Origin of the sequence: Sphingopyxis sp. P8, assembly GCF_020622175.1 — a bacterium.
GTDB lineage: Bacteria > Pseudomonadota > Alphaproteobacteria > Sphingomonadales > Sphingomonadaceae > Sphingopyxis > Sphingopyxis jiangsuensis.
The window spans coordinates 1-25,540 of the sequence record NZ_JACNMK010000001.1 but is presented as its reverse complement, the minus strand read 5'-3'; the positions used below and the strand labels follow the sequence as shown (position 1 = coordinate 25,540).

The window sequence follows — 25,540 nt, the reverse complement described above, 5'->3', positions numbered from 1 at the left end:
TGATTGCGCGGGCAATCTCGACGGGCTACCCCTAGGCCATGCTTCTCGGCTTTCTCGACGAACTGCGCGCTGCGGGGATCCCTGCCAGCCTCAAAGAGCATCTGATGTTGCTTGAGGCGCTCGACCGCGAGGTGATCGACCGCAGCCCCGAGCAATTCTATTATCTGTCGCGCGCCATCTATGTGAAGGACGAGGGCCTGCTCGACCGGTTCGATCAGGTGTTCAACAAGGTCTTCAAGGGGATTCTTACCGACTATGGCCAGAATCCGGTCGATGTACCCGAGGAGTGGCTGAAGGCGGTCGCCGAAAAATATCTGACGCCCGAGGAGATGGAGGCGATCAAATCGCTCGGCGACTGGGACGAGATCATGGAGACGCTGAAAAAGCGTCTCGAGGAACAGCAGAAGCGCCACCAGGGCGGCAACAAGTGGATCGGCACCGGCGGGACGAGTCCCTATGGCAACTCAGGCTATAACCCCGAAGGCGTGCGGATCGGCGGCGAAAGCAAGCACAAGCGCGCGCTGAAGGTCTGGGAGAAGCGCGAGTTCCAGAACCTCGACAACACCAAGGAACTCGGCACCCGCAACATCAAGATCGCGCTGCGCCGCCTGCGCAAATTCGCGCGTGAGGGCGCGGCCGACGAACTCGACATTCCGGGTACGATCGACGGCACCGCGCGGCAGGGCTGGCTCGACATCCAGATGCGCCCCGAGCGCCGCAACGCGGTCAAGCTGCTCCTTTTCCTCGACGTTGGCGGCTCGATGGACCCGTTCATCAAGCTGTGCGAGGAATTGTTCAGCGCCGCGACCACCGAATTCAAGAATCTCGAATTCTTCTATTTCCACAATTGCCCGTATGAAGGCGTGTGGAAGGACAACAAGCGCCGCTGGTCCGAACGCCACCAGATGTGGGACATCCTCCACAAATATGGCCATGATTATAAGGTGATCTTTGTCGGCGATGCGTCGATGAGCGCCTATGAAATCACCCATCCGGGCGGCAGCGTCGAACATTTCAACGAGGAATCGGGCGCGGTCTGGCTGGGCCGGATCACCAAAGTCTATCCCGCCGCGGTGTGGCTGAACCCGGTGCCCCAGGCGCATTGGGGCTATACCCAGTCGGTGAAGCTGATCAAACAACTGATGAACGACCGCATGTATCCGCTCAGCCTCGCCGGGCTGGACGATGCCATGCGCGAATTGACGCGCAAGCATTGAGCGCGGCGTGGGTAGGTTCAGGGACAGGCTGCGCGGCTGGTTCGGACGATATGCGATAGAAGACCCGCGGCCGACCGCCGCCAAGGCACCCTATACCTTCTATCTACCCTCAGAAAATGAGCTGTTGGCGGTATCGCCCGGCGACCTCGTCAAACTGATTTTCCGGTCGATTCCCGATAGCGGCGAATGGGACGCCGAACGCATGTGGGTCATCGTGACGGCGGCAGAGGGAGCACGACTGACCGGTACGCTCGACAACGATCCACTCGACATGCCCCAGCTCAAGGCCGGTGATGCTGTGACGTTCGACCGTGCACATATCATCGACATCGACTGGAGCGAGGATCGCGCCGCCCCTCCCCCGACCGCGCCCGAACGGCGGGAATATTGGGACCGCTGCTTCGTCGATGACCAAATTCTCGATGGCCGGCTCAAGGTGGAGTTTCTATATCGTGAGGAGCCCGATCCACCGCGCGAAGGCGACAAATACCCCGACAGCGGCTGGCGCTTTCGGTGCGACACACGCGGTCTGACCGACGCCGAGTATGACAATCCGAGCTTCAGCTACATCGCGCTCGGCAAGGTGCTGAACGGCGACGACAGCTGGCTGCACCTGATCGATGCGCCGGTCGGCAGCGCCTTTCTGCGCGACCGGGACACTGGCGCTTTCCATCCCACGGCGATGCCCGACGTCGGTGATGACTGATCCCGACAGGCGTCATTCGCGCTTCCACGCGGTTCGCTCACGGCTCGAGGCGATGGCGGTCGCGCCGGGGCCGCGCGGCTGGTTCCTCGAATTTCTCGTCTTCGGCTTCAAACAGGGCTGGGCGTGCCTGTTCGGCGCCCTGATGCTCGCGCTTTTGCTCGGCACGCATCTGTTCTGGCCCGACGATGCGCCGGTCCACCGTTATGACGCGATCACCATCGGCGCGGTGCTGATCCAGCTCGGCATGCTGGCGTTCCGGCTGGAGACGCCGAAGGAAGCGCTGGTTATCCTGATCTTCCACGTCGTCGGCACGGTGATGGAGTTGTTCAAGACTGCGGCGGGATCGTGGCAATATCCCGAGCCGAGCCTTTTCCATATCGGCGCGGTGCCGCTCTTCTCGGGCTTCATGTATGCGGCGGTCGGCAGCTATATCGCGCGCGTCTGGCGCATCTTCGACTTTCGCTACACCGGCTATCCCCCGCTCTGGACGAGCTTCGCACTCGCCGCCGCGATCTATATCAATTTCTTCGCGCACCATTGGACCTACGACATTCGCTGGTTCCTCTTTGCGGCCACCGCCCTCCTCTTCTGGCGCTGCCAGGTGTGGTTCCGGCCGCTCCACGTCCACCGGCGCATGCCGTTGCTCGTCGGCTGGGGCCTTGTCGCGCTCTTCATCTGGTTTGCCGAGAATATCGGCACCTTCGCCCGCGCGTGGAGCTATCCGAACCAGGCGAACGGATGGGAAATGGTCGGGATCGAAAAGCTCGGGAGCTGGTATCTGCTGATGATCATCTCCTTCGTGCTCGTCAGCATCGTCCAGCGCCCGAGCGGGCTCGCTCAGCCGAAGGGCGCGTCGATCGAGGGAGGCGGTTCGGAAAACCAGCGCGGGCCGTCGGCGGCCATATAGAAGCAATCCTCCAGCCGGATGCCGAATTCGCCGGGAATATAGATCCCGGGCTCGTTCGAAAAGCACATGCCGGGCGCGAGCGGGGTCGTCTCGCCGCGCACGAGGTTCACCGGCTCGTGCCCGTCGAGGCCAATGCCGTGCCCGGTACGGTGCGAGGTTCCGGGCAGCTTGTATCCCGGCCCCCAGCCAAGGCTTTCGTAATAGGCACGCACCGCGTCGTCGACCGATCCCGCGGGTGCGCCGACCTGGGCTGCGGCGAAGGCAACCTCCTGCCCCTGACGCATCTGCTCCCACACCTTGCGCTGGCGCGCCGTCGCCTCGCCAAAGACAAAGCTGCGCGAGATGTCGGACTGATAGCCATGCACTGACGCGCCGCAGTCCATCAACACGACCTCGCCCTTTGCGACGCGCTGCGGCTTGCCGCTGCCGTGCGGATAGGCGCTCGCCTCGCCGAGCAGGATCAGCTCGAACTCGCTGCGCGCGCCCATCGCGACCGTCGCCGCACGCATAATCATGCCGATGTCGGCGGGAGTCATCCCTTCCTCGATACGCGGCGCCGTGTGGCGATAGGCGGCGATGGTGATGTCGTTCGCGACCTGCATTAGCGCGAGTTCGGCGGGCGATTTGATCATTCGGCACCCGCGCACGACCGGCGCGCCGTTCACGACCGGCGCTTGCGGCATCGCCTTTTCGAGCGCATCGACCGCGAAATAACGCACCGTTTCCTCAACGCCGATCCGCCCCTGCGCAAGGCCGCGTTTGCCGAGCCATGCCGCGACCTTTGCAAGTGGATTTTCATCCTCGTTCCACGTCAAAATCTCGGCCTCTATGCCGAGGCTTTCGCGCACCGACGGTTCCTCGAAAAAGGGCGTGACGACCGCAACCTCGCCCTCACGCGTGAGAATGGCAGCGGTCAGCCGCTCGCTCCGCCACCACTGCACACCGGTGAAGTAGATGAGGCTCGATCCCGGCTCGATCAAAAGCGCGCCGATATCATTCGCGGCCATCAACGCCTTTGCCTTGGCGATGCGCGTCATGCGTTCGGCCTTGCCGATGGGAGCCGCCTTTGCCGCAAGGTTGGCAAGGTCGGCCGCGTCGGCGGCGAGAACCGACGGAGGCAGGCCCACCGCAAAGGCGCCGACCGCTGCGGTGCCAAGAAACTTTCGTCGCCGCATCATCGCCGTGCCTTTCAGCTGTAAAGAAGAAGCTGTGAAATCTCGTCCCGCCACGCCGCTTCATCGGGCAGCGCGAGCGCGTCGAGGTCGCCCGGCGCGGCGCCTGCATCGTCGACCCACTCGCGCAGCAGCGGCGAGCCGTTGATCACGTCGATCGCGAGCACGTCGTCGGTATATTCATATTTGAAATCGAGCCCGCGCCAGATCGGGTAGTCGGGATAAAGGCTGCGGATCGCCTTGAAGCCGAGCGCCTGGACACGCCAGGGACGAAAGGCGTTATGATCGTACCACGGCCCCTCGGCATGGATATGGACGCCGCTGTTGAGGCGGCCGACATGCTTGTGGAAGGTCGGCTCGAACCACAGGTCGCGCAGCTTGCACCCGGCAAGCCACTCGGGCGCGATCCGTTGCATCTCGGCAATTACCGCGCGCGCGTCGATGTCGGGCGCGCCGAACAGTTCCAGCGGGCGCGTGGTTCCGCGCCCTTCGCTCAAGGTCGCGCCTTCGACCATCACCGTTCCGGCATAGGCGCGCGCCATGTTGAGGTTTGCGGCATTGGGGCTGGGGTTAATCCAGACGCGGTCGGCGGGCCAGCCGAAGCCCGCGCCTTGTGGCTCCCACCCCTCCATCTCGATCACCCGATAATCGACGTCGAGATCGAAATGGCGGATGAACCAGCGCCCCATCTCGCCCATCGTCAGGCCGTGGCGCATCGCCATCGGCCCCGCGCCCACAAAACTCTCCCAGCCTTCGCGCAGCAATGTGCCTTCGACCGGTCGTCCGGCGGGGTTCGGACGGTCGAGCACCCACACCGCCTTGCGGTGTTTGGCGGCGGCCTCAAGCACATAAAGGAGCGTCGTCACATAGGTGTAGATGCGGCAGCCCAGATCCTGCAGATCCACCAGCAGCACATCGAAGCTGTGCATCGACTGACCGGTCGGGCGGCGCACCTCGCCATAGAGGCTGAAACAGGGAACGCCGTACACCGGGTCGGTGAAATCGGGCGATTCCATCATATTGTCCTGCAAATCTCCGCGCACGCCATGCTGGGGACCGAACACCGCGGTCACATTCACCCCCGCCGCGACGAGCGCGTCGAGGCTGTGGACGAGGTCGGCCGTCACCGATGCCGGGTGGGCGAGCAGAGCCACGCGCTTGCCCTCCAGCGGTTGGCGAAGGAGGGGGTCGGCGAGCAGGCGGTCGATGCCAAATTTCACGGTCATGACGCGTCGGGTGCCCCAAGCGTGAGCGCGAAGCAATCGGGATGATGAAAATCGGGTCTGCCCGGCGGATGCGCGAGCGCCCAAAAGCTCTTGGTCCCATCCACCTCCTCGATCACGGCCGACAGGCCGAGTTTCGTCGTCGCTTCGGGCAATATCCCCGGCTCTATTCGCAGCGCGTAGCGCGTCGCCTCGCGCGCGGCCTGCATCGCCCAGGGCGCCAGCTCGTCCGGCCGCTGCAATACGCGATAATCGTCAAACTGGTAACAGGCCCAGCGACCGTCCGGCGCATAATTGAATTCTGTATAGTCTGTTCCGCCCTCGTCGGTCAGAAAGGCTTCGAAACAGCTGCTTTGCCACAGTCCGTCGGTCGCGCTGTCAGCGATGACGAGTTCGCCCTGCCCTTCGGGGAGGATGACCGCGGCGATATCGCCCGCGACGACGAACTCCAGAGCAAAACCATCGTCGAACGACAGCGTCACCTCGACCGCAACCGATCGCACAGCTTTCGCCGGGGTCTGCGGATGACATATCAATTCCGCGCGCATGCTACCCAAATCCGAAACCCCATGCTAAGCGCCCCCGGCTTTCCAAGAGGCTGTTATGACGACCTATCAATCCGACCTGCTGCGCCTGCTCGATGAACGGGGCTATATCCATCAGATGACCGACGCGGAAGGGCTCGATGCGCTCGCCGCGAAACAGGTCGTTCCGGGATATATCGGCTTCGACGCGACCGCGCCGTCGCTGCACGTCGGCAGCCTCGTCCAGATCATGATGCTGCGCCGCCTGCAACAGGCGGGGCACAAGCCGATCGTGCTGATGGGCGGCGGAACGACGCGGATCGGCGACCCGACCGGTCGCGACGAAAGCCGCAAGATGCTCGATGACGCAACGATCGAGGCGAATATCGCGTCGATCCGCACCATTTTCGAACGCTTCCTGACCTTCGGCGACGGCCCGACCGACGCGGTGATGGTGAACAATCACGACTGGTTGGGACAGCTCGGCTATATCGAACTGCTTCAGGAAGTCGGCACGCACTTCACCATCAACCGAATGCTGACCTTCGATTCGGTCAAGCTGCGGCTCGACCGCGAACAACCGATGACCTTCCTCGAATTCAACTACATGATCCTGCAGGGTTACGATTTCCGCCACCTGTCGAAAGCAATGGGCGTACGGCTGCAAATGGGCGGGTCGGACCAGTGGGGCAATATCGTCAATGGCATGGAACTCGGCCGCCGGATGGACGGCGCCGAACTGTTCGGCTTGACGACTCCGCTGCTCACGACGGCTGCGGGCGCCAAAATGGGCAAAACTGCAGCGGGCGCGGTGTGGCTCAATTCGGGACAGCTCAGTGATTACGACTATTGGCAATATTGGCGCAATTGCGACGACCGCGACGTCGGGCGATTCCTGAAGCTGTTCACCGATCTTCCGCTCGACGAGATCGCGCGGCTCGAGGCGCTCGACGGCGCCGAAATCAACGAAGCGAAGAAGGTGCTGGCGAACGCGGCGACCGCGATGTGCCGCGGCCCGGAAGCAGCAAGAATCTCCGCCGAAACCGCCACGCAAACCTTTGAAAAGGGTCAGATAGGTGGCGACCTGCCGCAGGTCACAGCGCCCGCCGGGGGGATCGACATTTTGACCGCGCTTCGTGAGCTGGGCTTCACCGCCTCGAACAAGGAAGGGCGGCGCAAACTCGACGAAGGTGCGGTCAAGGTGGACGGGGTCGCGGTCCGCGATCCGCACCACAAAATCCTGCCTGCCGACGACCCCGTTCCGCTCAGCCTGGGGTCGAAAAAGCACGGTCTCGTCACGCGCTAAAGCCAAAGCCGGATTTACTGATTCTTCAGTAATTCTGCCGATCCTTGTACGCACATAACAAGGGTTCAGTTCGAATGCGCAAGATTGACACCAGCAAGGCCCATTACGTTGGCCTCGACCAGCGGATCGCGCCGCGTAGCGACGTCTATTGCCGCTTGCCTTTCGTGTTGCCTGACGGGCGGCAGGAAATGTGCACCTGCGTCAACATCAGCGCCGACGGCCTGCTGATGCGTTATGAACGCGGGCTCGAGCCCGGCGACCTCGTCGTCTTCCGCATGCCGATCATCGGCCGCACCGCGGCAAAGGTCATCTGGTCGCTCGGCGGCAAGACGGGTGTGCAGTTCGACAAGTCGATCTCGGTCGAAGACTATCTGCCGATGATCCGCGCGATGGGTGCGCGCGGCGACGTCAACTAACCGCTTCGGAGCAGCGGCACCGCCGCATCGCGCTCGAAGAGATAAAGGCACAGACGCACCGCCTCCCCCCGTTTCCCCGTTATGCCGCCGTCGCGCTCGACGAAGAGCCGCGCGTCGTCGTGCGCCGCGGGGAGAAGCCGCACGAGCTGTTCGGCGTTCGCGACGCGATAATCGGCGTCGCCCGATTGCTTGAGTCCAAGCAATTCGCCCCCGCCACGCAGTTCGAGATCCTTTTCGGCAATGACGAATCCGTCGTTTGTCTCGCGCATCAGCGCCAGCCGTTCACGCGCCGTCTCCGACAGGTTCGGCGAACGCAACAGCAAGCACACCGATTTTGCCGCACCGCGTCCAACGCGACCGCGAAGCTGGTGCAGCTGCGCGAGACCGAAATTCTCGGCATGTTCGACGATCATCAGGCTTGCCGCAGGAACATCGACCCCGACCTCTATCACCGTGGTCGCGACGAGCACGCCAATCTCGCCCGTCGCGAACCGCGCCATGACGTCATCCTTGTCCGCGCCCTTCATCTGCCCGTGGACAAGCCCGACCCGCTCGCCCCCCAGCCGCGCACGGAGCAGCGCCGCGCGCTCCTCGGCTGCCGCCAGCTCGCTCGTTTCGCTCTCGGCGACAAGCGGACACACCCAATAGGTCTGCGCGCCACCATCGAGGTGCCGCTCGAGCCCCGCGACGACCTCGTCGAGTCGTTCGACCGATACGACGCGCGTGTCGACCGGCGTGCGGCCCGGCGGCATTTCGTCGAGGCGCGACACGTCCATCTCGCCATGATTGGCGAGCAGAAGGGTCCGCGGGATCGGCGTCGCGGTCATCACGAGCAGATGCGGCGGGCGGGCGCCCTTGTCGGTAAGCATCAGCCGCTGCGCGACGCCGAAGCGATGCTGTTCGTCGACGACAACGAGCGCGAGGTCGCGGTAGCTCACCGCCTGCTGGAAGATCGCATGCGTACCGACGAGGATGTCGATGCTGCCGTCGGCGAGTCCCATCAACGTCGATTCGCGCGCGCGGCCCTTGTCGCGCCCGGTGAGGATCGCGAGGTTGACGGGCAGGCCCGCGAGCATTTTCTGCAGCGTCGCAAAATGCTGGCGCGCGAGGATTTCGGTCGGCGCGAGCAGCGCCGCCTGCGTCCCCGCCTCGACCGCCGCCAGCATCGCGCGCAGCGCGACGAGCGTCTTGCCCGATCCGACATCGCCCTGCAGCATCCGCAGCATCGGCGTATCCTGCGCCATGTCGCCCGCAATCTCGCGCCCGACGCGCTCTTGCGCGCCCGTCAGGCCGAAAGGCAGCTGCAGCGCACCGGTCAGCCGCCCGTCGCCGACGATCGCCCTGCCCTTGCGCGTCCGCAAACCTTCGCGGATCAGCATCAACGCGACCTGGCTCGCAAAGATTTCGTCATAGGCGAGCCGGTCGCGCGCCGCCTCGTCGCGCGGGCTGGCATGCGCGCGATCGAGCGCGTCGCGCCACGCAGGCCAGCCCCGGCTCGCGAGCAGGGGCGCGTCGATCCATTCGGCCAATTCGGGCCGCCGTTCGAGCGCCACCGCCGCCAGCTGCGACAGCCGCGCGTTGGTCAGCCCCTCGGTCAGCGGATAGACGGGCTCGTGTACAGCGATGCCGCCCTCGTCGCCCGGCTCGGCAACATGATCCGGGTGGACGATCTGGCGCATGTCGCCATAAAGATCGAGCCGCCCAGACACGCGGCGTTTCTCGCCAAGCGGGAAGAGCTTGCGCGCGAGGCCCGAAGTGCGGCCGAAATAGACAAGCCGCACATGGTCGCCCGCACTGTCGAACGCCTCGACCCCGAAGGGCGCGCGCGGGCTGCGTCCGGGGCGATAGTCCTGCGCGGCCACCTCGACGATGATCGTCTGTCCCGGCTGTGCATCGTCGAGCCGCTCGACGGGCACGCGCGAAATCAGCCCGGTCGGCAGGTGGAAAAGCACATCGACCACGCGATCGAGCCCGAGCCGCGCGAGCGGCTTCGCAAGTTGCGGCCCGACGCCCTTGAGGTCGGTAAGCGCGGCGAAGAGCGGGTTGAGGATATCGGGTCGCATCGGTCGTTGCTGTGTAGCGTGAGCTTTGCGAAGTTGCATCACCCTCTCGAACATCATCTTTCGTCATCCCGGGCTTCGCCGGGATGACGAAAGCGAGCGAAGGGTCGTCACTTGATACCTAGCGCCACCGCTCTAAAAGGCCCGCCATGCAAGACCGCCTGAAACGCCTGAAATTTCGCGCCTGGCATCGCGGCACGCGCGAAGCCGATTATATGATCGGCGGCTTTTTCGATCGCTATTCGCCCGAATGGGGTGCGGCGGAGATCGACTGGTTCGAGGCGGTCTGCGACGAGGATGATGTCGACATCATGGGCTGGGCGCTCGGCACCGGCGCGCCGCCGGCGCATCTCGACCGCCCGGAACTCATCGCTGCGATGCGGCGTCTGGACTATATCCCGCTGCCATGACGCGACCCGCCGCCGATATTTTTGCCGCCATCGGGCAGGCGTCTGCGCCGCTGACGCTCGCGCGCGCGGCCGACGGCTTCCTGCCGCTGCTGCTCGCCGATCTGGCGCGTGCGAGCGAGCACCGGCTGCTCTATATCGCGACCGACGATGCCGCGATGCAGGCGATCGCCGACGCCGCGCCTTTCTTCGCACCCGACCTCGTCGTCCATCGTTTCCCGGCCTGGGATTGCCTTCCCTATGACCGCGCGGGGCCATCGATGCGCGTCAGCGCCGACCGGCTTGCCACGCTTTCGGCGCTGCAGGCGCCGGCTCGTCGCGGCGAACTGATCTTGACGACTGTCGCGGCGATTACCCAGCGCACGCTGACGCCTTTTCGCATCCGCCAGCTCGCAACGACGCTGGCGTCCGGGCAGCGGATCGACCGCGATGCGCTCGCCGAATTGCTCGTCGCCAACGGCTTCAGCCGCGTCGACACCGTTGCCGACCAGGGCGAGTTCGCGGTGCGCGGCAGCCTCGTCGACCTTTTCCCCGCAGGCGAAGAAACGGGCCTGCGCGTCGACTTCTTTGGTGACGAGATCGAGAGCATCCGTCGCTTCGATCCCGCCGACCAACGCAGCCTGGGGCCCGCCAAGGCGCTGCAACTGCTCCCCGCCGCCGAAACATTGCTCGACGAAGCGACGGTCAAGCGCTTTCGTACCCGCTATCGTGAGCTGTTCGGCGCGCAAGCGACGGGCGATCCGCTCTATCAAGCAGTGAGCGAGGGCCGGCGACAGGCGGGGATGGACCATTGGCTGCCGCTGTTCGAGGAGCGACTCTCGATCCTGTTCGACCATATTGCGGCGGAAACCCCCGTGCTGCGCGGCCACCGCACCGACGCGACCGCGGACACGCGCTTCGAGGCAATCCGCGACTATCACGCCAACCGCGTCGCCTCCGAGCAGGAACAGGCGGGCAGTTACCGTCCGCTGGCACCCGATGCGCTCTATCTGACCGAAAGCGAATGGCGCGATGCCGAGGCGGCGCGGCCAATCCATATCGCCACGCCGTTCGACGTGCCCGAAGCAGCAGGCGTGCTCGACCTCGAAACCGTTGCGGCGCGCGATTTCACCCCCGAACGCGCCGCCGACCTCAACGTCTATGACAAGGTCGCCGACCATCTGGCCGACGAGCGCCGCAAGGGACGACGCACGATCATCGCCAGCTATTCGAGCGGTGCGCGCGACCGGCTTGCAGGACTGCTGAAGGAGCATGGGGTAACGGGGCTGGCGCTCGCCGAGACTTGGCAGGCGGCGTTGGGCTTGAGTTCCGAAAAAGGGTCGCTTGGAACGGGCACCGTCGCCCTCATCGTCCTCCCGCTCGACCACGGTTTCGCCTCGGGCGCGCTCAGCCTGCTCACCGAACAGGATATCCTCGGCGAGCGGCTTGTCCGCCGCAACAAAAGGCGCAAAAGCGCCGATGCTTTCCTTGCCGAGCTTGCGACACTCAGTGTCGGCGACCTTGTCGTCCACCTCGATCACGGCATCGGCCGCTATGAAGGGCTGACCTCGATCCCGGTGGGAAGCAGTCCGCACGATTGCGTCGCACTCACCTATGCGGGCGGCGACAAGCTCTACGTTCCGGTCGAGAATCTCGACGTCCTTTCGCGCTACGGCGGCGAGAGCGAAGGCGTCGCGCTCGACAAGCTCGGCGGCGAGGCGTGGCAGCGGCGCAAGGCGCGGATGAAGGAGCGGATCCGCGAGATTGCGGGCGAACTGCTGAGCACAGCGGCTCAGCGAGCGCTACGCCCCGGCGACGTACTGGCGCAGGACGCCGCCTATCCCGCCTTTGCCGACCGTTTCCCTTATCAGGAAACCGACGACCAAGATCGCGCGATCGGCGACGTGCTCGAGGATATGGCGTCGGGCCGCCCGATGGATCGACTAGTTTGCGGCGACGTCGGTTTCGGCAAGACCGAGGTCGCGTTGCGCGCCGCCTTCGTCGCCGCGATGGCTGGGGTACAGGTCGCGGTGGTCGTGCCCACCACCTTGCTCGCGCGCCAGCATTTCACCAATTTCGCCGAACGCTTCAAAGGCTTTCCGGTCAATATCGGCCGCCTGTCGCGCCTCGTCCCCGCTGCCGAGGCGCAAAAGACGCGCGATGGTCTCGCGAGTGGCCAGATCGACATCGTCGTCGGCACCCATGCAGTGATCGCGAAATCGGTCGAGTTCAAGAATCTCGGCCTCGTCATCGTCGACGAGGAACAGCGTTTCGGCGTTGTTCACAAGGAACGGCTCAAGCAGCTCAAGGCCGACGTCCATGTGCTGACGCTGACCGCGACGCCGATCCCGCGCACGCTCCAGATGGCGATGTCGGGGCTGCGCGAACTCAGCGTCATTCAGACACCGCCCGTCGACCGGCTCGCGGTGCGCACCTATGTCGCGCCGTGGGACCCGGTCGTCATCCGCGAGGCGCTGCTGCGCGAACATGATCGCGGGGGGCAGAGCTTCTTCGTCACCCCGCGCATCAAGGATCTGCCCGACATCGAGGAATTCCTGCGCAACCGCGTGCCCGAGATCAAATATGTCGTCGCGCACGGCCAGATGGCGCCGGGCGAGGTCGAAGAACGGATGAGCGCTTTCTACGACCGCAAATATGACGTGCTCGTTTCTACCACCATCGTCGAAAGCGGGCTCGATATCCCGAGCGCCAACACGCTGATCGTCCACCGTGCCGACCGCTTCGGGCTCGCGCAGCTCTACCAGCTTCGCGGGCGCGTGGGGAGGTCGAAAACGCGCGCCTACGCCTATCTCACGACGCCCGAAACCGGCGCCATCACCGACACGGCGGAAAAGCGGCTGAAACTGCTCGGCGATCTCGACACGCTTGGCGCAGGTTTTCAGCTCGCGAGCCACGACCTCGACATTCGCGGCGCGGGCAATCTGGTCGGCGACGAGCAGTCGGGGCATATCCGCGAGGTCGGGTTCGAGCTGTACCAGTCGATGCTGGAAGAAGCGATCCTCGTCGCCAAGGCCGAGGGCGCCGGCGTCGCACCGCCGCGCGAAGCCTTGTCGCCGGTGATCACCGTCGATGCGCCGATCCTGATTCCCGAGGATTATGTTCCCGACCTCCCGCTGCGCATGGCGCTCTACCGCCGCCTCAACGAAGCCGAGGACCGCGCCGCGCTCGACGGATTCGCTGCCGAGATGATCGACCGGTTCGGTCCACTGCCGCCAGAAACCGCAAACCTGATCCAGCTTATGGAAATCAAGGCGAACGCGAAGGCCGCAGGCATCGCCAAGCTCGATGTCGGAACGAAGGGTGCCCTCGTCAGCTTCCACGACGACGAATTTGCGAACGTCCCCGGCCTGATCGCCTATGTCGAGCGGCTGAAGGGCCGCGCGCGCATCCGCCCCGACAACAAGCTGTCGGTGAGCGGCGAGTGGGCCAGCGCGGGCGCACGGCTCAACGGCGCGCTGCAATTGTCAAAGGGATTAGGCAAGCTGGCGAAGCAGGCGGGGTAGCCGTTGCCCCCGCGCAAGCGGGGGCCGCTATCGGTTTACCCAGCAACGCGGCTCAAAGTTGCCGACGGCACCCGCCTGCGCGCGGGCGATGATTATTCTATCAACTCCGACAGTTGATCTCCCGGAACCGGCCCCGATTTCAGGAACCCTTGCCAGCTCGCCACGCCAAGTTCGGCGAGCCGCGCGAGTTGCGTCTCCTTTTCGACTCCCTCGGCGACCACACGCAGCCCCAGCGCGCGCGCCAAGTCAACGATCGCGCGCACGACGATTCGATCGCGATCGCTGCCATCGATCGTGCGGGTAAAGCCGCTGTCGATCTTCAAATAATCGATCGGCAACCGCGCGAGCAGCGACAGGCTGGAATAGCCCGTCCCAAAATCGTCGATTGCGATTGCGCAGCCGAGCGCACGCAGCTGCGAAAGCTGCGCCGCGGCGCTCGCCGGATCGCTGAGCATCGCCTGCTCCGTGAGCTCGAGCGTCAAGCGGTCCGGCGCAACATCGCTGGCACGCACCATCGCTGCAAAACGGTCGGCAAATTCTGGATCGCCCAGATCCGCAGCGGTGATGTTGAGCGCAACATGAAGCTTTGCAAGCGCTGCCGGCCACGTGGCAATCTCGGTCAGCGCGACGCGATGCGCATGTTCGGTCAGCTCGCATTCGAGCCGCGCGGCGCGTGCGGCAGTGACGAGCGGCCCCGCGCCCAGCAAACCAAGTTCGGGATGCTGCCAGCGCAGCAGAGCTTCGACACCCACCATCGCTCCCGAGGCGACGTCGAACTGCGGCTGATAGAATATGGCGACTTCATTATGCGCCAGCGCCGATTTAACCATCGCACCGTCGCGCGCCGATGCCGGGCGCGCCAGTTGATCGGCGGCGGCACGCAGTTGTTCGTCGATTGGTTCGTCGCGCGTGATTACCGCGGCGGCAATACGGATTGCAAGCCGGCCGGCGGGGTCGCCGACCATCGGCTCGGCAAGGACGAGGTGCAGCGCGCGCTCCTGCGCATGAAGCGCGCCGAGCGAAAGCGGCGTTGCCGGCGCGATCAGGAAACGCGGACCGCCGAGCCGTGCGACATGCGAACCAGGGCCCAATTCGTCGCTGGCAAAAGTTTCAAGCCGTCGCGCGACCTCTTCGAGCAGCGCGTCTCCTGCCTCGGGGCCCGCGCTGTGATTAATGCGCGCAAGCTGGTCGACCTGCACCAGGATGACGCCAACGTCAGTCTCGTGTTGCGCTTGCAGCGCCTGCAAGTGGCGGACGCTCGCAGCGTTCGTATCGTCCCTATGATTCATTGGCGCCCCCCTAGCAGGCTTTTCTTGCCATTCCCTTCCCTTTTGCATCACATTGTGCCGATGGACGCGATTTCGCCCTACAGCGCTCCGCTCACTGACGCCCATGGCCGCCGGATCAGCTATTTGCGCCTGTCGGTCACCGACCGCTGCGACCTGCGCTGCCGCTATTGCATGGCGGAGGATATGACTTTCCTCCCCAAATCGGCGGTACTCAGCCTAGAGGAAATGGGCGACCTCGCCGAACGGTTTGTTGCGCGCGGCATCCGTCGCATCCGGCTGACCGGCGGCGAACCGCTCGTGCGCCGCGGCATCGACACGCTCGCAAAGCGTCTCGGCGCACTGATCGGGAATGGCCTCGACGAGCTGACGCTGACCACCAATGCGATGCGGCTTGCCGAATATGCGCCGATGCTGGCGGCAGCGGGCGTCCGGCGCGTCAACGTCAGCCTCGACACGCTCGACCCGCAAGCCTTCCGCCATGTCACCCGTGTCGGTAATCTCTCGGTGGCGCTGGACGGCGTCACCGCGGCGCGCAAGGCGGGCCTCTCGGTCAAGATCAACATGGTCGCGTTGAAGGACATCAACGAAGACCAGTTGTTGCCGATGCTCGACTGGTGCGCCGCCACCGGATGCGACCTTACCCTTATCGAAACGATGCCGCTCGGCGAGGTCGAAAGCGACCGGAGCGACCATTATATCCCGCTCCATCAGTTCATTGCGCCGCTGCGCGACAAGTGCGCGATCTTTCCCACCGAGCAGCGCACGGGTGGCCCGGCGCGCTATTTCGCGGTCGAAGGCAGCGCGGTGACGCTGGGGCTGATCACGCCGCTCAGCGACAATTTCTGCGCCACCTGCAACCGCATCCGCCTGACGGTCGAGGGGCGCATCTATATGTGCCTCGGTCAGAACGATCATGTCGACCTGCGCGCCGCACTGCGCACCGGCGACATGGGCCATGTCGACGGGTTGATTGACGCGGCATTGGCTGGCAAACCCCGCGCGCATGACTTTCTTATCGAACGAAAGTCTGAGCCGGCGGTCGCGCGTCACATGAGTGCAACGGGCGGGTAGGACCCCGTCCGGAGGGGGATACAGAATGCAACGCAAGATCGCGCTCGTCGCGTCGAACGCGCCGTCGGCACTGGAGGCGGAGGCCGAACTGCGGCCGCTTTACGACTTTGTCGACATTGCCGAGGCCGACTTGCTCATCGCGCTCGGCGGCGACGGATTTCTTCTCCACATGCTGCACCAGTTGCTCGACCAGCGGCGCAACATGCCCGTGTTCGGAATGAACCGTGGCACCGTTGGCTTCCTGATGAACGAATTTCGCGTCGAAGGCTTGCTCGAACGTATCGCGTCGGCGCGGCCCTTCCTGATCCACCCGCTGTCTGGCGACATCACGACGATCAGCGGCGAACGCCACATCCTGCCCGCGATCAACGAGATTTCGCTGCTCCGCGAAACGCGCCAGGCGGCAAAGCTCGAGGTTCTGATCAACGAGCGCACGATGCTGGAAGAACTCGCGTGTGACGGGGTGCTCGTCGCGACGCCGGCGGGTTCGACCGCCTATAACCTCAGCGCCAACGGTCCGATCCTGCCGCTGGAATCGGAAATGCTGGCGATCACACCGATCAGCCCCTTTCGTCCGCGGCGCTGGCGCGGTGCGCTCGTTCCCGAATCGACCAGCATCCGCTTCAATGTTCGCGAGGCCGCCAAACGCCCCGTTTCTGCGGTCGCCGACCAGCGCGAGATTCGCGACGTAAAGACCGTGCGCGTCACCACCGATCGCAGCCGCCCGCTCACCCTGTTGTTCGACCCCGACCAAGGCCTCGACGAACGCATCGCGATGGAACAATTCATCGTCTGACCGCAAAGCGGCCGACCGATCGCTGACGCGAGAATTTTTTCCGAATACCCCCTTGATAAAAACATCGGTTGGCGGCAAAGGGACCGCCTTGCCCGCCACGGCGGTTTGTTCCTCGGTAGCTCAGCGGTAGAGCAATCGACTGTTAATCGATCGGTCGTAGGTTCGAATCCTACCCGGGGAGCCATTTCCGATTTTTGCCGATTTTGGCGCTTGAAGCACCCTCCGAAGCCTTGGCCTTCGGCAGACTTTCCACAATGATATCAAAGGGTTTACGGAAGGTCACTGACACCTCTCCGTCCTTGTAGGAACAGTTCGATAGTAGGTGGTGGAGAATGTTTCTCTTACCCGCAAAATCGGCTTCCCCGAACATCCGGCGTGCGTCCTTGGCGATGCCCAGCAGCGCGATGCCGTCGTCGATATAGGCATGATCGGCCTCTGACAGACGATCGAACTCCCGCGACAACCCCTTCAGGTCTTCGCGATAGTCTTCGGAGATTCGGGCGAAGAGACTTTCGTCGAGCTTGCCATCGACGTGGTCGAGGTAGGCCTTCTTCATGCGTTCACGGATGTCGTCCTGATCGCGGCGGAGACGGTCGAGCACGCGCGCGTGTTCGGTTTCTATAAGGTCGCTGTTTTCTTTCAGTGCCTGGCCGAGCCATTGGTGCATGCGCGGCGTCAGCTACGCTGCCTTCAGCCGGGAAGCGAAGGCAGCCGGCTGTGCGGGCTATCTCGTCTCCTTCCTCGGGCGCCGCATAGTCTATTATGGTCGCACCGCTGAGACCCACGTCGAATTCTTCCCACAATAGCGTCACTTCAGTCAATGGCGGGGGCCGGTCGATATAACGGACGTTCAAATGATGGCCGGTGGCGGACAGTCTGCACTCTGCTTGATCTCCTGAAAAGTGGGCCTTCCGCAGATGATCCGATGCAAGTCAACGGTCGATTGACCGGATTGGGTGAGACCTATTGCAGCACCAAGCAACTACGACCTTGGAATTGGCTTCACCCAAGGCAGGCGCGAACACGTGCGTCCGCCTCCTCGCGTGTGTGGTCAGGAGGGCCAGGATAATTGACCGTCGCCATCAGGCGTTCGAACCTTCTCAGGTTGAACCTGGGGTCGATGCTTCTCGCTCTTGCCGCCGTCTCTCGTGCGTCTTCACGATCGCCCAAAAGACATGCGTAATGAGCGTAAGAATAATATGGTCCCGAGTAATTGGGGTTCCGATCGATTGCATCCTGCGCAGCATCGCGCGCCAATCGGTTTTCCCCCTGTGCGCCGTGACATCCGGCCCTGAACCACGGCCAGATCGCGTAGCGCGGATGATTGGGCGCCCGTGCCTCAGCATCAACGATCAGTCGCATCCCCTCGGCATGTTCGCCCTGATAGCATTTCTGCAAACCCAGCACTGCGGATGCGTGCGGTTCATTCGGGTCGATCGCCAGCGATTCCTCCAGCAACCTGATCGCGGCCTTTTCGTCGCCCTGGACATAGAGGCGGACAAGGGCTGTGGCGGTCAGAACTTCGGGATCACGCGGCGACCGTGCGCGCATTTGCTCCAGCATCTGGAGCACCCTTGGAATGTCGCGGGCCGGGTCGTCCGAATATCCGCTGATGACATTTTGTGCGAGCTGTGTAGCCAGGATCGCCTGGGCCGAGTAATTATCCGGATCGATTTCGAGCGCGCGCTGCACATCTTCAATCGTCATCATCGCAGCTTCGCGGCCATAGGCGTAGCGACGCGACCGCGCTCTTTGCACCAGTTCATAGACTGACAGATTGAACCGGCCCTTATCCTGGACCGCCCTCATCTCGAACGCCTGGATCTCCGACGATACCGAAGTCGAGATAGCCTGGATCACGTCCTGCTGAAGATCGAAGAAGCCCGTGAGCGGTTCGACAAATCGCTTCGACCAGACTTGCTGGTTGCTCGCTGCATCGCTCAAATCCACCCTCAGAACCAGTTGGTCGCCCTGTGTCGTAAGGGACCCGGACACGATGTAGCGCACGCCCAGCGCTTCGGCCGCCGCAGCACGCCGACTGTCATCTGCAAAGATTCGGGCGGAACTGTACGGCGCAACTCTCAGCCGAGGCACCCTCGACAACAACGAAGTGAGGTCACGTGTCATGCCCTCAGCGAGAAAGGCCTGCTGGCTGGTCCCGGTCAGATTTTCAAAAGGCAGGATGGCAAGGCTGGTTTCCGGCTCGTCCCTGGCAACCGCCTCTCCTGTATCGTCGGCCATGCTGAACCATATCGCCGCGACGATGGCGGCGAACAGGACCACGATCGCTGCGGTTTTCCGCCATCCGCCCGTTGCCGGCGCGCCTTTCGTGGCAGGCAAAGCGGCGCTGTATGATGTCTTGTCCGTGAGCACATCGGCGTCCAGCCGGTATCCAAGCGTCGGGACGGTAGTGATAACATCTTCCGCGCCATGATCGTTCGCCAGCGTCTTGCGCAGGAGCGACACGAGCCTGCTTAGACCCTCGTCGCTTCCATGACCCGATGACCATAGCGCATCGCAAAGCTCCCCGCGCGTCCATAGCTGGCGGGGTCGTTGCGAGAAGACCACCAGCAACGCCATCATCTTGGGTTCGATCGTCGAAACGCCGAGCTCGCTTGTCAGCGTCAGCGCAGATGGGTCAGCCGTCACGCCGGCGACAACGAATTGGCCGCCTGCGATCATCGGCCCTGAATTGGCATCCATCCTGTCTCGCACCCCCTGCAATGCCCCGCTCACGTCTTAAACCAGTACGCGCGGATGTACGAACTGCATTTTTATTGCATCCAGGTTCGTAAAATAATTACGCGATTTCAGCGCATAAGGAAAACCTAAGACCAAACGAACCTTAGCATCAGGACGTGGGCGGCGGTGCTCGACCATGAATGGCGCAGGTCGCTCGATATTGGGGGAAGCGGCCAATCCGGGGGGATAATGGCATGAACAATCCAAATTTCCTGTTCGAGATCCTGGCTGCATTGAATCCTGCCGGGGCGGCGAATTGATCACCATGACCACGCAGGGACCATCCTTCGGCCTTTCCGGACAAGTTGCTTGCGTCACCGGAGGCAATCGCGGCATCGGGCGGGCCATCGCGCTAGGCTTCGCGCAAGCGGGTGCCTCGGTGGCGATCATGGCGCGTGATGGCGAGCGCAGCGCTTACGTCAGACGCGAGATCGAGGCGCTCGGCGTTGCGTCCCATGCCTGCGGGCTTGACGTCACAGATCGCGCCGCGCTTGCCCCTGGCTTAGCGCAGGTGGAAGAGGCGCTCGGTCCGCTCGACATTCTCGTCAACAATGCCGGGAACACCGATATCAGCGGCGGCGTGCTGCACCAGTCGGAAGACGGCTGGGACAATGCCATCGCAACCCATCTCACCGCCACGATGCTTCTGTCGAAGCTGGCGGCGACCTCGATGATCGAACGGGGGTCGGGCAAGATCATCAACCTTGCAAGCATGTACTCGATCTTCGGAGCCGCAGCCTTGCCGAGTTACGGCGCGGCCAAGGGCGGGATCGTCCAGCTTACCAAGGCGATGGCGGTCGAACTGGCTCCGCACGGCATCCAGGTCAATGCCATCGCTCCAGGCTGGATTACCACCGAGATGACGCAGGTCGCCCGCGACGACCCCGACTGGGCGGATTTCCAGACGATGCTGCTGGCCCGGACACCGATGGGGCGCTGGGGCGAGCCCGAAGAATGCGCCGGCGCCGCCGTTTTCCTCGCCAGCGACGCCGCCCGTTTTGTCACCGGCGTCACCTTGCCGGTGGACGGCGGATATTCGGTCTTTTGAAGGAGGAAGCCCAATGCCCATCCCCGCGCCCAAACCGGCCCATGTCGTCTATCGCACGAGGCGTCTTTCCGAGATGCTCGACTGGTATGCAAAGGTCTTCGGGGCCGAGATCGTTCATCAGAACCCGGCACTCGCATTCCTCACGCATGACGAGGAACATCACCGCTTTGCCTTTGCCGATCTCGACGTGATTGCACCGGGCGACGGGCTCGATCATCGCGGGCCGATCGGGGTCGATCATATCGCCTATGACTGCCCGTCTATGGCGGAACTGCTCGAGGCCTATGCCGATCTCAAGGCGCAGGGCGTCGAACCCTATTGGTGCGTCAATCACGGGATGAGCGCCTCGCTCTATTACGCCGATCCCGACGGCAACCAGATGGAATTCAGCGTCGACTGCTTCGCCAGCAAGGCAGAGTGCACACGCTACTTCAAGGGCGAAAAATTCGGTGAAAACCCTGTCGGCGTCGAATTCGACCCCGACGAATGGCTCGCGAAATTGCGCGGCGGAATGGCCGAGGCCGACCTGCTCAGAATCGATGCGAACGGTCCGGTCTCGCCGATCAGGGGCGAACTCATGGAGATGGTGGATGGATAAGATGAGCAAATGGGAAGCCGCCGACGCGGCGGTAGCCAAGGCGCTGGAACATCCGCGTGTTGCCGCCGCAATCGAGGCGATGAGCGCGCTCGATGCTGCGATCGTAGCTGGCGACAAGGACGGGTTTCTGGCCGCGTTCGACGAGGAATCGGTCACCAACAACCCGATGAATGCGATCAGTCGCATCGCCGACAGCGCGCGCTTTTTCGCGGGCGGCAAACTCGCTTATTCCTACTTTCACCGGACCATCGACTACGCAGCGCCGCGGGGCGACGACGAAGTCATCCTGATGGGCGGCGAAGTGTTCGAACCAATCGGCGGCGCTCCAAATGCCGGGCACACGGTGCGCCGGCGCTTCACCGATCTCTGGCAGCTCAAGCCTGACGGCTGGAAGGTAGCCGTCAGGCAATCGACCGTATTCGACGCCAGCCCGGCATGAATGTCGCCAGCGCCCATCCGCAACCCATAAAACCGGCCGACGCTGTCGGTCGCAAGCAAGCCGTATGGCGATTGATCGGCCCCGCGCTGCTGTTTTCCGGCGTGGCGATCGGAACCTCGCATCTCGTCCAGTCGACCCGCGCAGGGGCAGTATATGGTCTGGGTCTGGTGGGCGTCATCGTGCTCGCCAACCTCCTCAAATATCCGGCATTTCGTTTCGGGGTAGATTATGGGCATACGACCGGGCAATCGATCCTTGCCGGTTACCGGCACTTGGGCCGCTGGGCGGTGCTGCTGTTCGCGCTGGCGATCTTGCCAATCACTCCCATCATTCACGGCGCGGTCGCGGCCGCTACTTCGGGCGTCTTCATAGCGGTCACCGGTATCGATGCAACGACGCCGGTCGTCGGGGCAATCCTGCTGCTGAGCGTGGGCGGCGTGCTCCTTGCCGGAGGATATGACTGGCTCGACAAGATCAACCGCGTCCTGCTGTCCTTCCTCGTCATCTCGACCGTGCTGGCAACCGCGCTGGTATTGCCGCGGGTTGCGTGGCCCACGCTCACCGACTTCACATGGATGATGGATCCGGTTGCCGTGCTGTTCGTGATCGCGCTGGCCGGCTTCATGCCCAACCCGCTCGAAGTGTCGGTCTCTCAATCTCTCTGGACAGCGAGAGTGGAGAGCGACCTTCGCGGCGAGAATTCGGGAAGCGGTGGGGGCAGCCGGCTCGAAGATGCGCGGTTGGCATTTGCATCCGGCTATGCGTTGACCGCGATCCTGGCGATCTGCTTCTGCATCATGGGCGCCGGAGTCATGCATTCAGGCGCGGTAACGCCTGAAAGCAGCGCGCCGGCATTCGCGGCGCAAGTGATTGATCTTTACCGCTCCGTCCTCGGCGATGGCGCTGCGCTCCTGGCTTCGGTTGCCGCGCTCAGCGTGATGCTGACCACGCTGCTGGGCGGCGTCGATATCGGCTGCCGGATCGTGGCATCTACAGTGCAGCAGGCGACGGACCGCACCGAGCCAGCCTTCTTCGGCGCGATCTACCGGGTAGTCGTCCCTGTCATCGTGGGGCTCGATATCCTCGTTCTGTTCACCCTGCTGTCCGATTTCACCACCTTGATGGACCTTGCAACCAGCCTTGCGTTCATAGCAGCGCCGGTGATCGCCATCCTCAATCACCTTTCGGTGACCGGGCCCACCATGCCTGCCGAGGCGCGCCCGTCGCGGCGGATCCAGGCCCTCAATCTTGCAGCCATCATCGTCATGCTCGGTCTGACGGCTGCGTTTTTCACCTTGCGATAAACGCCCGGGAGAAGAGCCTTGCTCATCCAGAAGCCGCAACAAACCATCCGCACCTGGCACACCGATACGCGGGTCTGGGACGATTTCGAATTCCGTGCAGGCGACATACTGATCTGTACGCCGCCGAAGACGGGGACCACCTGGACGCAGCGCATCGTCAGCATGTTGCTTCATCAATCGGCAGAGCCCCGCCCCTTCATCGATGAGCAACCGTGGCTGGACGCGCGCTTCACGCCACAGGCAGAGATTGCCGAAGCCCTGTCACAGGCGCCCGGAGTGCGTTCGCTCAAGAGCCATTCGCCGCTGACTGCATTGCCGCTCCACGACAACGTTCTTTACATCAATGTCGCACGCGATCCGCGCGATGCGGCGATGTCATTTCACAATCACGCGACGCATTATACGGCGGAGTTCGAAGAGACGCTGGACCAGAGCGGTCTCGACGACCCGCAGATCGCCCGCCCCTATCCAAGGGCACGGGCGGATGCGCGCGCTTTCTTCCGCCGCTGGCTTCGCGATCCTGCCTATGCGCCTTTCGATGATTTCACCATCGCCGAATTCCTGGAGCTCGAACGCAGTTTCTGGGACGAGCGGCACCGCCCGAACGTCCTGCTTGTCCATTACAACGATCTGAAAGCCGACCTCGAAGGCGAGATACGCCGGATCGGCGATTTCTGCGGGATCAAAACGCCCGAGCCGCTGATGGCGCAAATCGTCGAGGCGGCCGGCTTTTCGAGCATGAAGCGCGACGGTGCCAAGATGCTTGGCATTATCAACGTCGCCTTCAAGGGCGGCACGGACACGTTTCTTCACAAGGGCACCAATGATCGCTGGAAAGCTGTCCTCACCGAACAGGACCTCGCCGACTATCGCGCCGCGATCGAAGCTTCTGTGCCGGAAGACCTGGCGCGGTGGTTGGAAAAAGGACGGCATGCCGCGGGCGATCCGACACCCGCTTCTGACCAAAAAACCGAAACAAGAGGGCCGACAAAGTGATCCGCAATCTCACACTCCTCGCAGCTGCGGCTATCGCGAGCGCTTGCCCGGCACACGCCGAAAGCCAAACTGCCGAACAGCGCGCGGTGGAGCTAAGCACCGAGCAAGCCGCAGTCTGGCAGGGCGAGGTCGATTACTGGGATCGGGTAAATTCGCGCGATCTCGAAGGGTATCTAGACCTCTGGCATCCTGACTTTACCGGCTGGCCCTGCGGCGCGGCTGGCCCGGCCGACCTTTCGGGGCTGGCCGAGTTTGCTGAAGCTTGGTTTGAAGGTATGACCGCGCGCGGGCAGCGGACTGTACCGACCGCAGAGGCGGTAATCGTCAAGAACGGTTTTGCAGTCACCTATCTCTCGGCAGTCACCACCTGGACCGAAGCCGGTGGGGGCCCGGCATCAAAGCGCGAGAAATTCGTCCACACCTGGCAGGCAACCGACGATGGCTGGAAGATCGTTGGCGGCATGTGCGCCCCGCTGGTGAGCTACGACGCTGCGGAAACGAGCGATCCAGTCGCAATCGGAGCGGCCGAAACCGCAAAGGGTCTTACGACCGAGTATTCGCTTTTCCCCTCCGACGGCTCGCTGACGCATGCCGAGGACGGTGTGGTGCTTCCCGATGGCCGCCTGCTGGTTGGCGACTGGGATCATGGGTTGGTGACGCTGGCACCCGATGGGACCAGGCGCCCCTTTGGCAATTTCGTCGCCGCCGGCTTCCGGACCAAAGCCGAGCCGCTGTGGAACAGCCCCAACGGTGTGTCTTTCGAGCCCGATGGCCGGCATGTCCTCGTTGCCGACATCACTGGCGGGCACATCTACCGCGTCGACACGCAAACCGAGCAGGTCACGCTGATCTACGACCATCCCTTCGGGGTAAACTCCGTCGTTCGAGATACGTCAGGGGCGATCTGGTTCACCCAGTCGACCCGGAACAAAGCCGGCGAAGGATCCGAGGCACGCATGTTTGCAGCCGCAGACAAGCCGCTCGGCGATGGATCGGTCTGGCGGATAGCCCCCGAAGAGCTGGACCGGGCCAAACCGGTCGCGGTCGAAATGGTTTCAGGCCTCGATTTTGCCAATGGTATCGCCTTCGATGCAACGCGCCAGAAGCTGTATGTAGCCGAAATCATGCAAAGCCGGATCCTCAGCTTTGCGGTCGATCCCGATACAGGCGCGCTCGGCGATCGGCGCATTCTTGTGACCCTGCCGACTCCCGACAATATCGAACTCGGCGCTGACGGCATGCTCTGGGTCGCAAGCCCATTTGCCAATGCAGTCTACAGGGTCGATCCCGGCACCGGGGATCGCCAGACGATCTTCAGCCCCACCCCCGACACCAACGCGCAGATCATCGCTGAAACCGCGCGCCGGCTGGAGGCAGGCGAACCGGTGCTCTCGCTTCTCACGCCTGCAATGTGGGGGCCGCTTCCCGGGCTTGTGACGGGCGTGATCCTTGCGCCGGACGGGACTGTCTACGTCTCGAACCTCGGCGATGCGCTGGTGCGGCTGAAGCCAGGAACGGGGCCTGTGTCGGCCACTTCGAACGATGGAGGAAATCATGACTGACCCGCGCGAGGGGCGCTGCCCCTGCGGTGCGGCAACGCTCTGCGCGCCAGCTATATGTGTCCAGCGGAATCAATCCGGCTTGAAAACAGATAGTCGGCCGTTGAGCCGCCGCGTCGTTCCAGCCAGTCTAGGGTCAGGACTTCTGTGGTTGCCGCCCGTGATGCAAGAGGGTTTCTGACCTTTTGAACTGGTGATCGAGTGCGGTCTTCTGTCAGGCCTAGATTGCGGCGCTTTCAGGGGCCGCTGGCCGGTAT

22 protein-coding genes and 1 tRNA gene are annotated in these 25,540 nt (G+C 63.4%); 16 read left to right on the top strand and 7 right to left on the bottom strand.

Translation table 11 applies throughout. From position 1 onward, the window contains the following. Window positions 1–38 precede the first annotated feature (38 nt). Genes H7692_RS00115 through H7692_RS00105 form a run of 3 tightly spaced genes read left to right on the top strand, consistent with a single transcriptional unit; the run spans window position 39 to window position 2,830 of the window. A complete protein-coding gene (locus tag H7692_RS00115; RefSeq protein ID WP_222136329.1) occupies window positions 39–1,217 on the top strand; it encodes a vWA domain-containing protein in 1,179 nt (392 codons plus the stop codon). 7 nt (window positions 1,218–1,224) lie between these two features. Continuing rightward, window positions 1,225–1,923 (top strand): DUF2185 domain-containing protein, encoded by a 699-nt coding sequence (locus tag H7692_RS00110; RefSeq protein WP_227339545.1) that lies wholly within the window; start codon window positions 1,225–1,227, stop codon window positions 1,921–1,923. After that, a complete protein-coding gene (locus H7692_RS00105) occupies window positions 1,916–2,830 on the top strand; it encodes a DUF817 domain-containing protein (protein ID WP_227339544.1) in 915 nt (304 codons plus the stop codon). Before H7692_RS00110 ends, H7692_RS00105 begins: the two co-directional genes overlap by 8 nt. On the opposite strand, the gene H7692_RS00100 is transcribed toward H7692_RS00105, so the two are convergent. The 3 genes from H7692_RS00100 to H7692_RS00090 are packed head-to-tail and all read right to left on the bottom strand — an operon-like array spanning window position 2,761 to window position 5,728. Beyond that, the gene (locus H7692_RS00100) at window positions 2,761–4,005 is read right to left on the bottom strand and encodes a M24 family metallopeptidase (protein ID WP_201927171.1); all 1,245 of its coding nucleotides are present in this window, start codon (window positions 4,003–4,005) and stop codon (window positions 2,761–2,763) included. The genes H7692_RS00105 and H7692_RS00100 overlap by 70 nt on opposite strands. Window positions 4,006–4,019: 14 nt before the next feature. Beyond that, window positions 4,020–5,222: an exo-beta-N-acetylmuramidase NamZ domain-containing protein gene (locus H7692_RS00095; RefSeq protein ID WP_201927169.1), complete on the bottom strand. Its 1,203-nt coding sequence runs from the start codon at window positions 5,220–5,222 to the stop codon at window positions 4,020–4,022. A gap of 2 nt (window positions 5,223–5,224) precedes the next feature. After that, window positions 5,225–5,728, bottom strand: a complete 504-nt coding sequence (locus tag H7692_RS00090) for a DOMON-like domain-containing protein (RefSeq protein WP_227339542.1) — start codon at window positions 5,726–5,728, stop codon at window positions 5,225–5,227. A 100-nt stretch (window positions 5,729–5,828) separates the two neighbouring features. Between H7692_RS00090 and tyrS the strand changes: the two genes are divergently transcribed. Together tyrS and H7692_RS00080 are read left to right on the top strand one after the other, a co-directional pair. Further along, entirely contained in the window at window positions 5,829–7,055 is a 1,227-nt protein-coding gene (gene tyrS, locus H7692_RS00085; RefSeq protein WP_201924797.1) for a tyrosine--tRNA ligase, read from the top strand. Between the two features lie 74 nt (window positions 7,056–7,129). Beyond that, on the top strand, window positions 7,130–7,471 hold the full coding sequence (locus H7692_RS00080; RefSeq protein ID WP_201924796.1) for a PilZ domain-containing protein: 342 nt from the start codon (window positions 7,130–7,132) through the stop codon (window positions 7,469–7,471). Here the strand turns inward: H7692_RS00080 and recG are convergent. Further along, window positions 7,468–9,534 carry an ATP-dependent DNA helicase RecG gene (gene recG / locus H7692_RS00075; protein ID WP_222136330.1) on the bottom strand — a complete coding sequence of 689 codons (2,067 nt, stop codon included), beginning with the start codon at window positions 9,532–9,534 and terminating at the stop codon, window positions 7,468–7,470. The genes H7692_RS00080 and recG overlap by 4 nt on opposite strands. A gap of 146 nt (window positions 9,535–9,680) precedes the next feature. Between recG and H7692_RS00070 the strand changes: the two genes are divergently transcribed. Beyond that, complete coding sequence (locus H7692_RS00070; RefSeq protein ID WP_201924794.1) at window positions 9,681–9,941, top strand: succinate dehydrogenase assembly factor 2; 261 nt, start codon at window positions 9,681–9,683, stop codon at window positions 9,939–9,941. Beyond that, the gene (mfd, locus tag H7692_RS00065; RefSeq protein WP_222136331.1) at window positions 9,938–13,441 is read left to right on the top strand and encodes a transcription-repair coupling factor; all 3,504 of its coding nucleotides are present in this window, start codon (window positions 9,938–9,940) and stop codon (window positions 13,439–13,441) included. Before H7692_RS00070 ends, mfd begins: the two co-directional genes overlap by 4 nt. A gap of 92 nt (window positions 13,442–13,533) precedes the next feature. On the opposite strand, the gene H7692_RS00060 is transcribed toward mfd, so the two are convergent. Continuing rightward, window positions 13,534–14,730 carry a bifunctional diguanylate cyclase/phosphodiesterase gene (locus H7692_RS00060; protein WP_201924792.1) on the bottom strand — a complete coding sequence of 399 codons (1,197 nt, stop codon included), beginning with the start codon at window positions 14,728–14,730 and terminating at the stop codon, window positions 13,534–13,536. Window positions 14,731–14,790: 60 nt separating this feature from the next. Between H7692_RS00060 and moaA the strand changes: the two genes are divergently transcribed. The 3 genes from moaA (at window position 14,791) to H7692_RS00045 (ending at window position 16,781) form a co-directional block, all read left to right on the top strand. After that, entirely contained in the window at window positions 14,791–15,801 is a 1,011-nt protein-coding gene (gene moaA, locus H7692_RS00055) for a GTP 3',8-cyclase MoaA (protein ID WP_222136332.1), read from the top strand. Between the two features lie 25 nt (window positions 15,802–15,826). Further along, window positions 15,827–16,597 carry an NAD kinase gene (locus tag H7692_RS00050; protein WP_201924790.1) on the top strand — a complete coding sequence of 257 codons (771 nt, stop codon included), beginning with the start codon at window positions 15,827–15,829 and terminating at the stop codon, window positions 16,595–16,597. A gap of 109 nt (window positions 16,598–16,706) precedes the next feature. After that, a tRNA-Asn gene (locus H7692_RS00045) sits at window positions 16,707–16,781 on the top strand. On the opposite strand, the gene H7692_RS00040 is transcribed toward H7692_RS00045, so the two are convergent. Both H7692_RS00040 and H7692_RS00035 read right to left on the bottom strand, forming a co-directional pair. Next, window positions 16,767–17,264 (bottom strand): hypothetical protein, encoded by a 498-nt coding sequence (locus H7692_RS00040; protein WP_201924789.1) that lies wholly within the window; start codon window positions 17,262–17,264, stop codon window positions 16,767–16,769. The genes H7692_RS00045 and H7692_RS00040 overlap by 15 nt on opposite strands. A gap of 335 nt (window positions 17,265–17,599) precedes the next feature. Next, window positions 17,600–19,300, bottom strand: a complete 1,701-nt coding sequence (locus H7692_RS00035; protein ID WP_201924788.1) for a winged helix-turn-helix domain-containing protein — start codon at window positions 19,298–19,300, stop codon at window positions 17,600–17,602. Between the two features lie 304 nt (window positions 19,301–19,604). On the opposite strand from H7692_RS00035, the gene H7692_RS00030 reads away from it, so the two are divergent. From H7692_RS00030 to H7692_RS00005, 6 genes are read left to right on the top strand one after another with little or no spacing between them, the layout of a single operon-like run. Next, window positions 19,605–20,387: an SDR family NAD(P)-dependent oxidoreductase gene (locus tag H7692_RS00030; RefSeq protein WP_201924787.1), complete on the top strand. Its 783-nt coding sequence runs from the start codon at window positions 19,605–19,607 to the stop codon at window positions 20,385–20,387. Window positions 20,388–20,400: 13 nt separating this feature from the next. Next, entirely contained in the window at window positions 20,401–20,985 is a 585-nt protein-coding gene (locus H7692_RS00025) for a VOC family protein (protein ID WP_201924786.1), read from the top strand. After that, a complete protein-coding gene (locus tag H7692_RS00020; protein ID WP_201924785.1) occupies window positions 20,978–21,424 on the top strand; it encodes a nuclear transport factor 2 family protein in 447 nt (148 codons plus the stop codon). Before H7692_RS00025 ends, H7692_RS00020 begins: the two co-directional genes overlap by 8 nt. Next, window positions 21,421–22,728, top strand: coding sequence for an NRAMP family divalent metal transporter (locus H7692_RS00015; RefSeq protein WP_201924784.1), 1,308 nt, complete (start codon window positions 21,421–21,423; stop codon window positions 22,726–22,728). Before H7692_RS00020 ends, H7692_RS00015 begins: the two co-directional genes overlap by 4 nt. Before the next feature lie 18 nt (window positions 22,729–22,746). Beyond that, on the top strand, window positions 22,747–23,724 hold the full coding sequence (locus H7692_RS00010) for a sulfotransferase domain-containing protein (protein ID WP_201924783.1): 978 nt from the start codon (window positions 22,747–22,749) through the stop codon (window positions 23,722–23,724). Continuing rightward, window positions 23,721–25,286, top strand: coding sequence for an SMP-30/gluconolactonase/LRE family protein (locus H7692_RS00005; RefSeq protein WP_222136333.1), 1,566 nt, complete (start codon window positions 23,721–23,723; stop codon window positions 25,284–25,286). The genes H7692_RS00010 and H7692_RS00005 overlap by 4 nt, the downstream gene beginning before the upstream one ends. The last annotated feature ends 254 nt before the right edge of the window (window positions 25,287–25,540 follow it).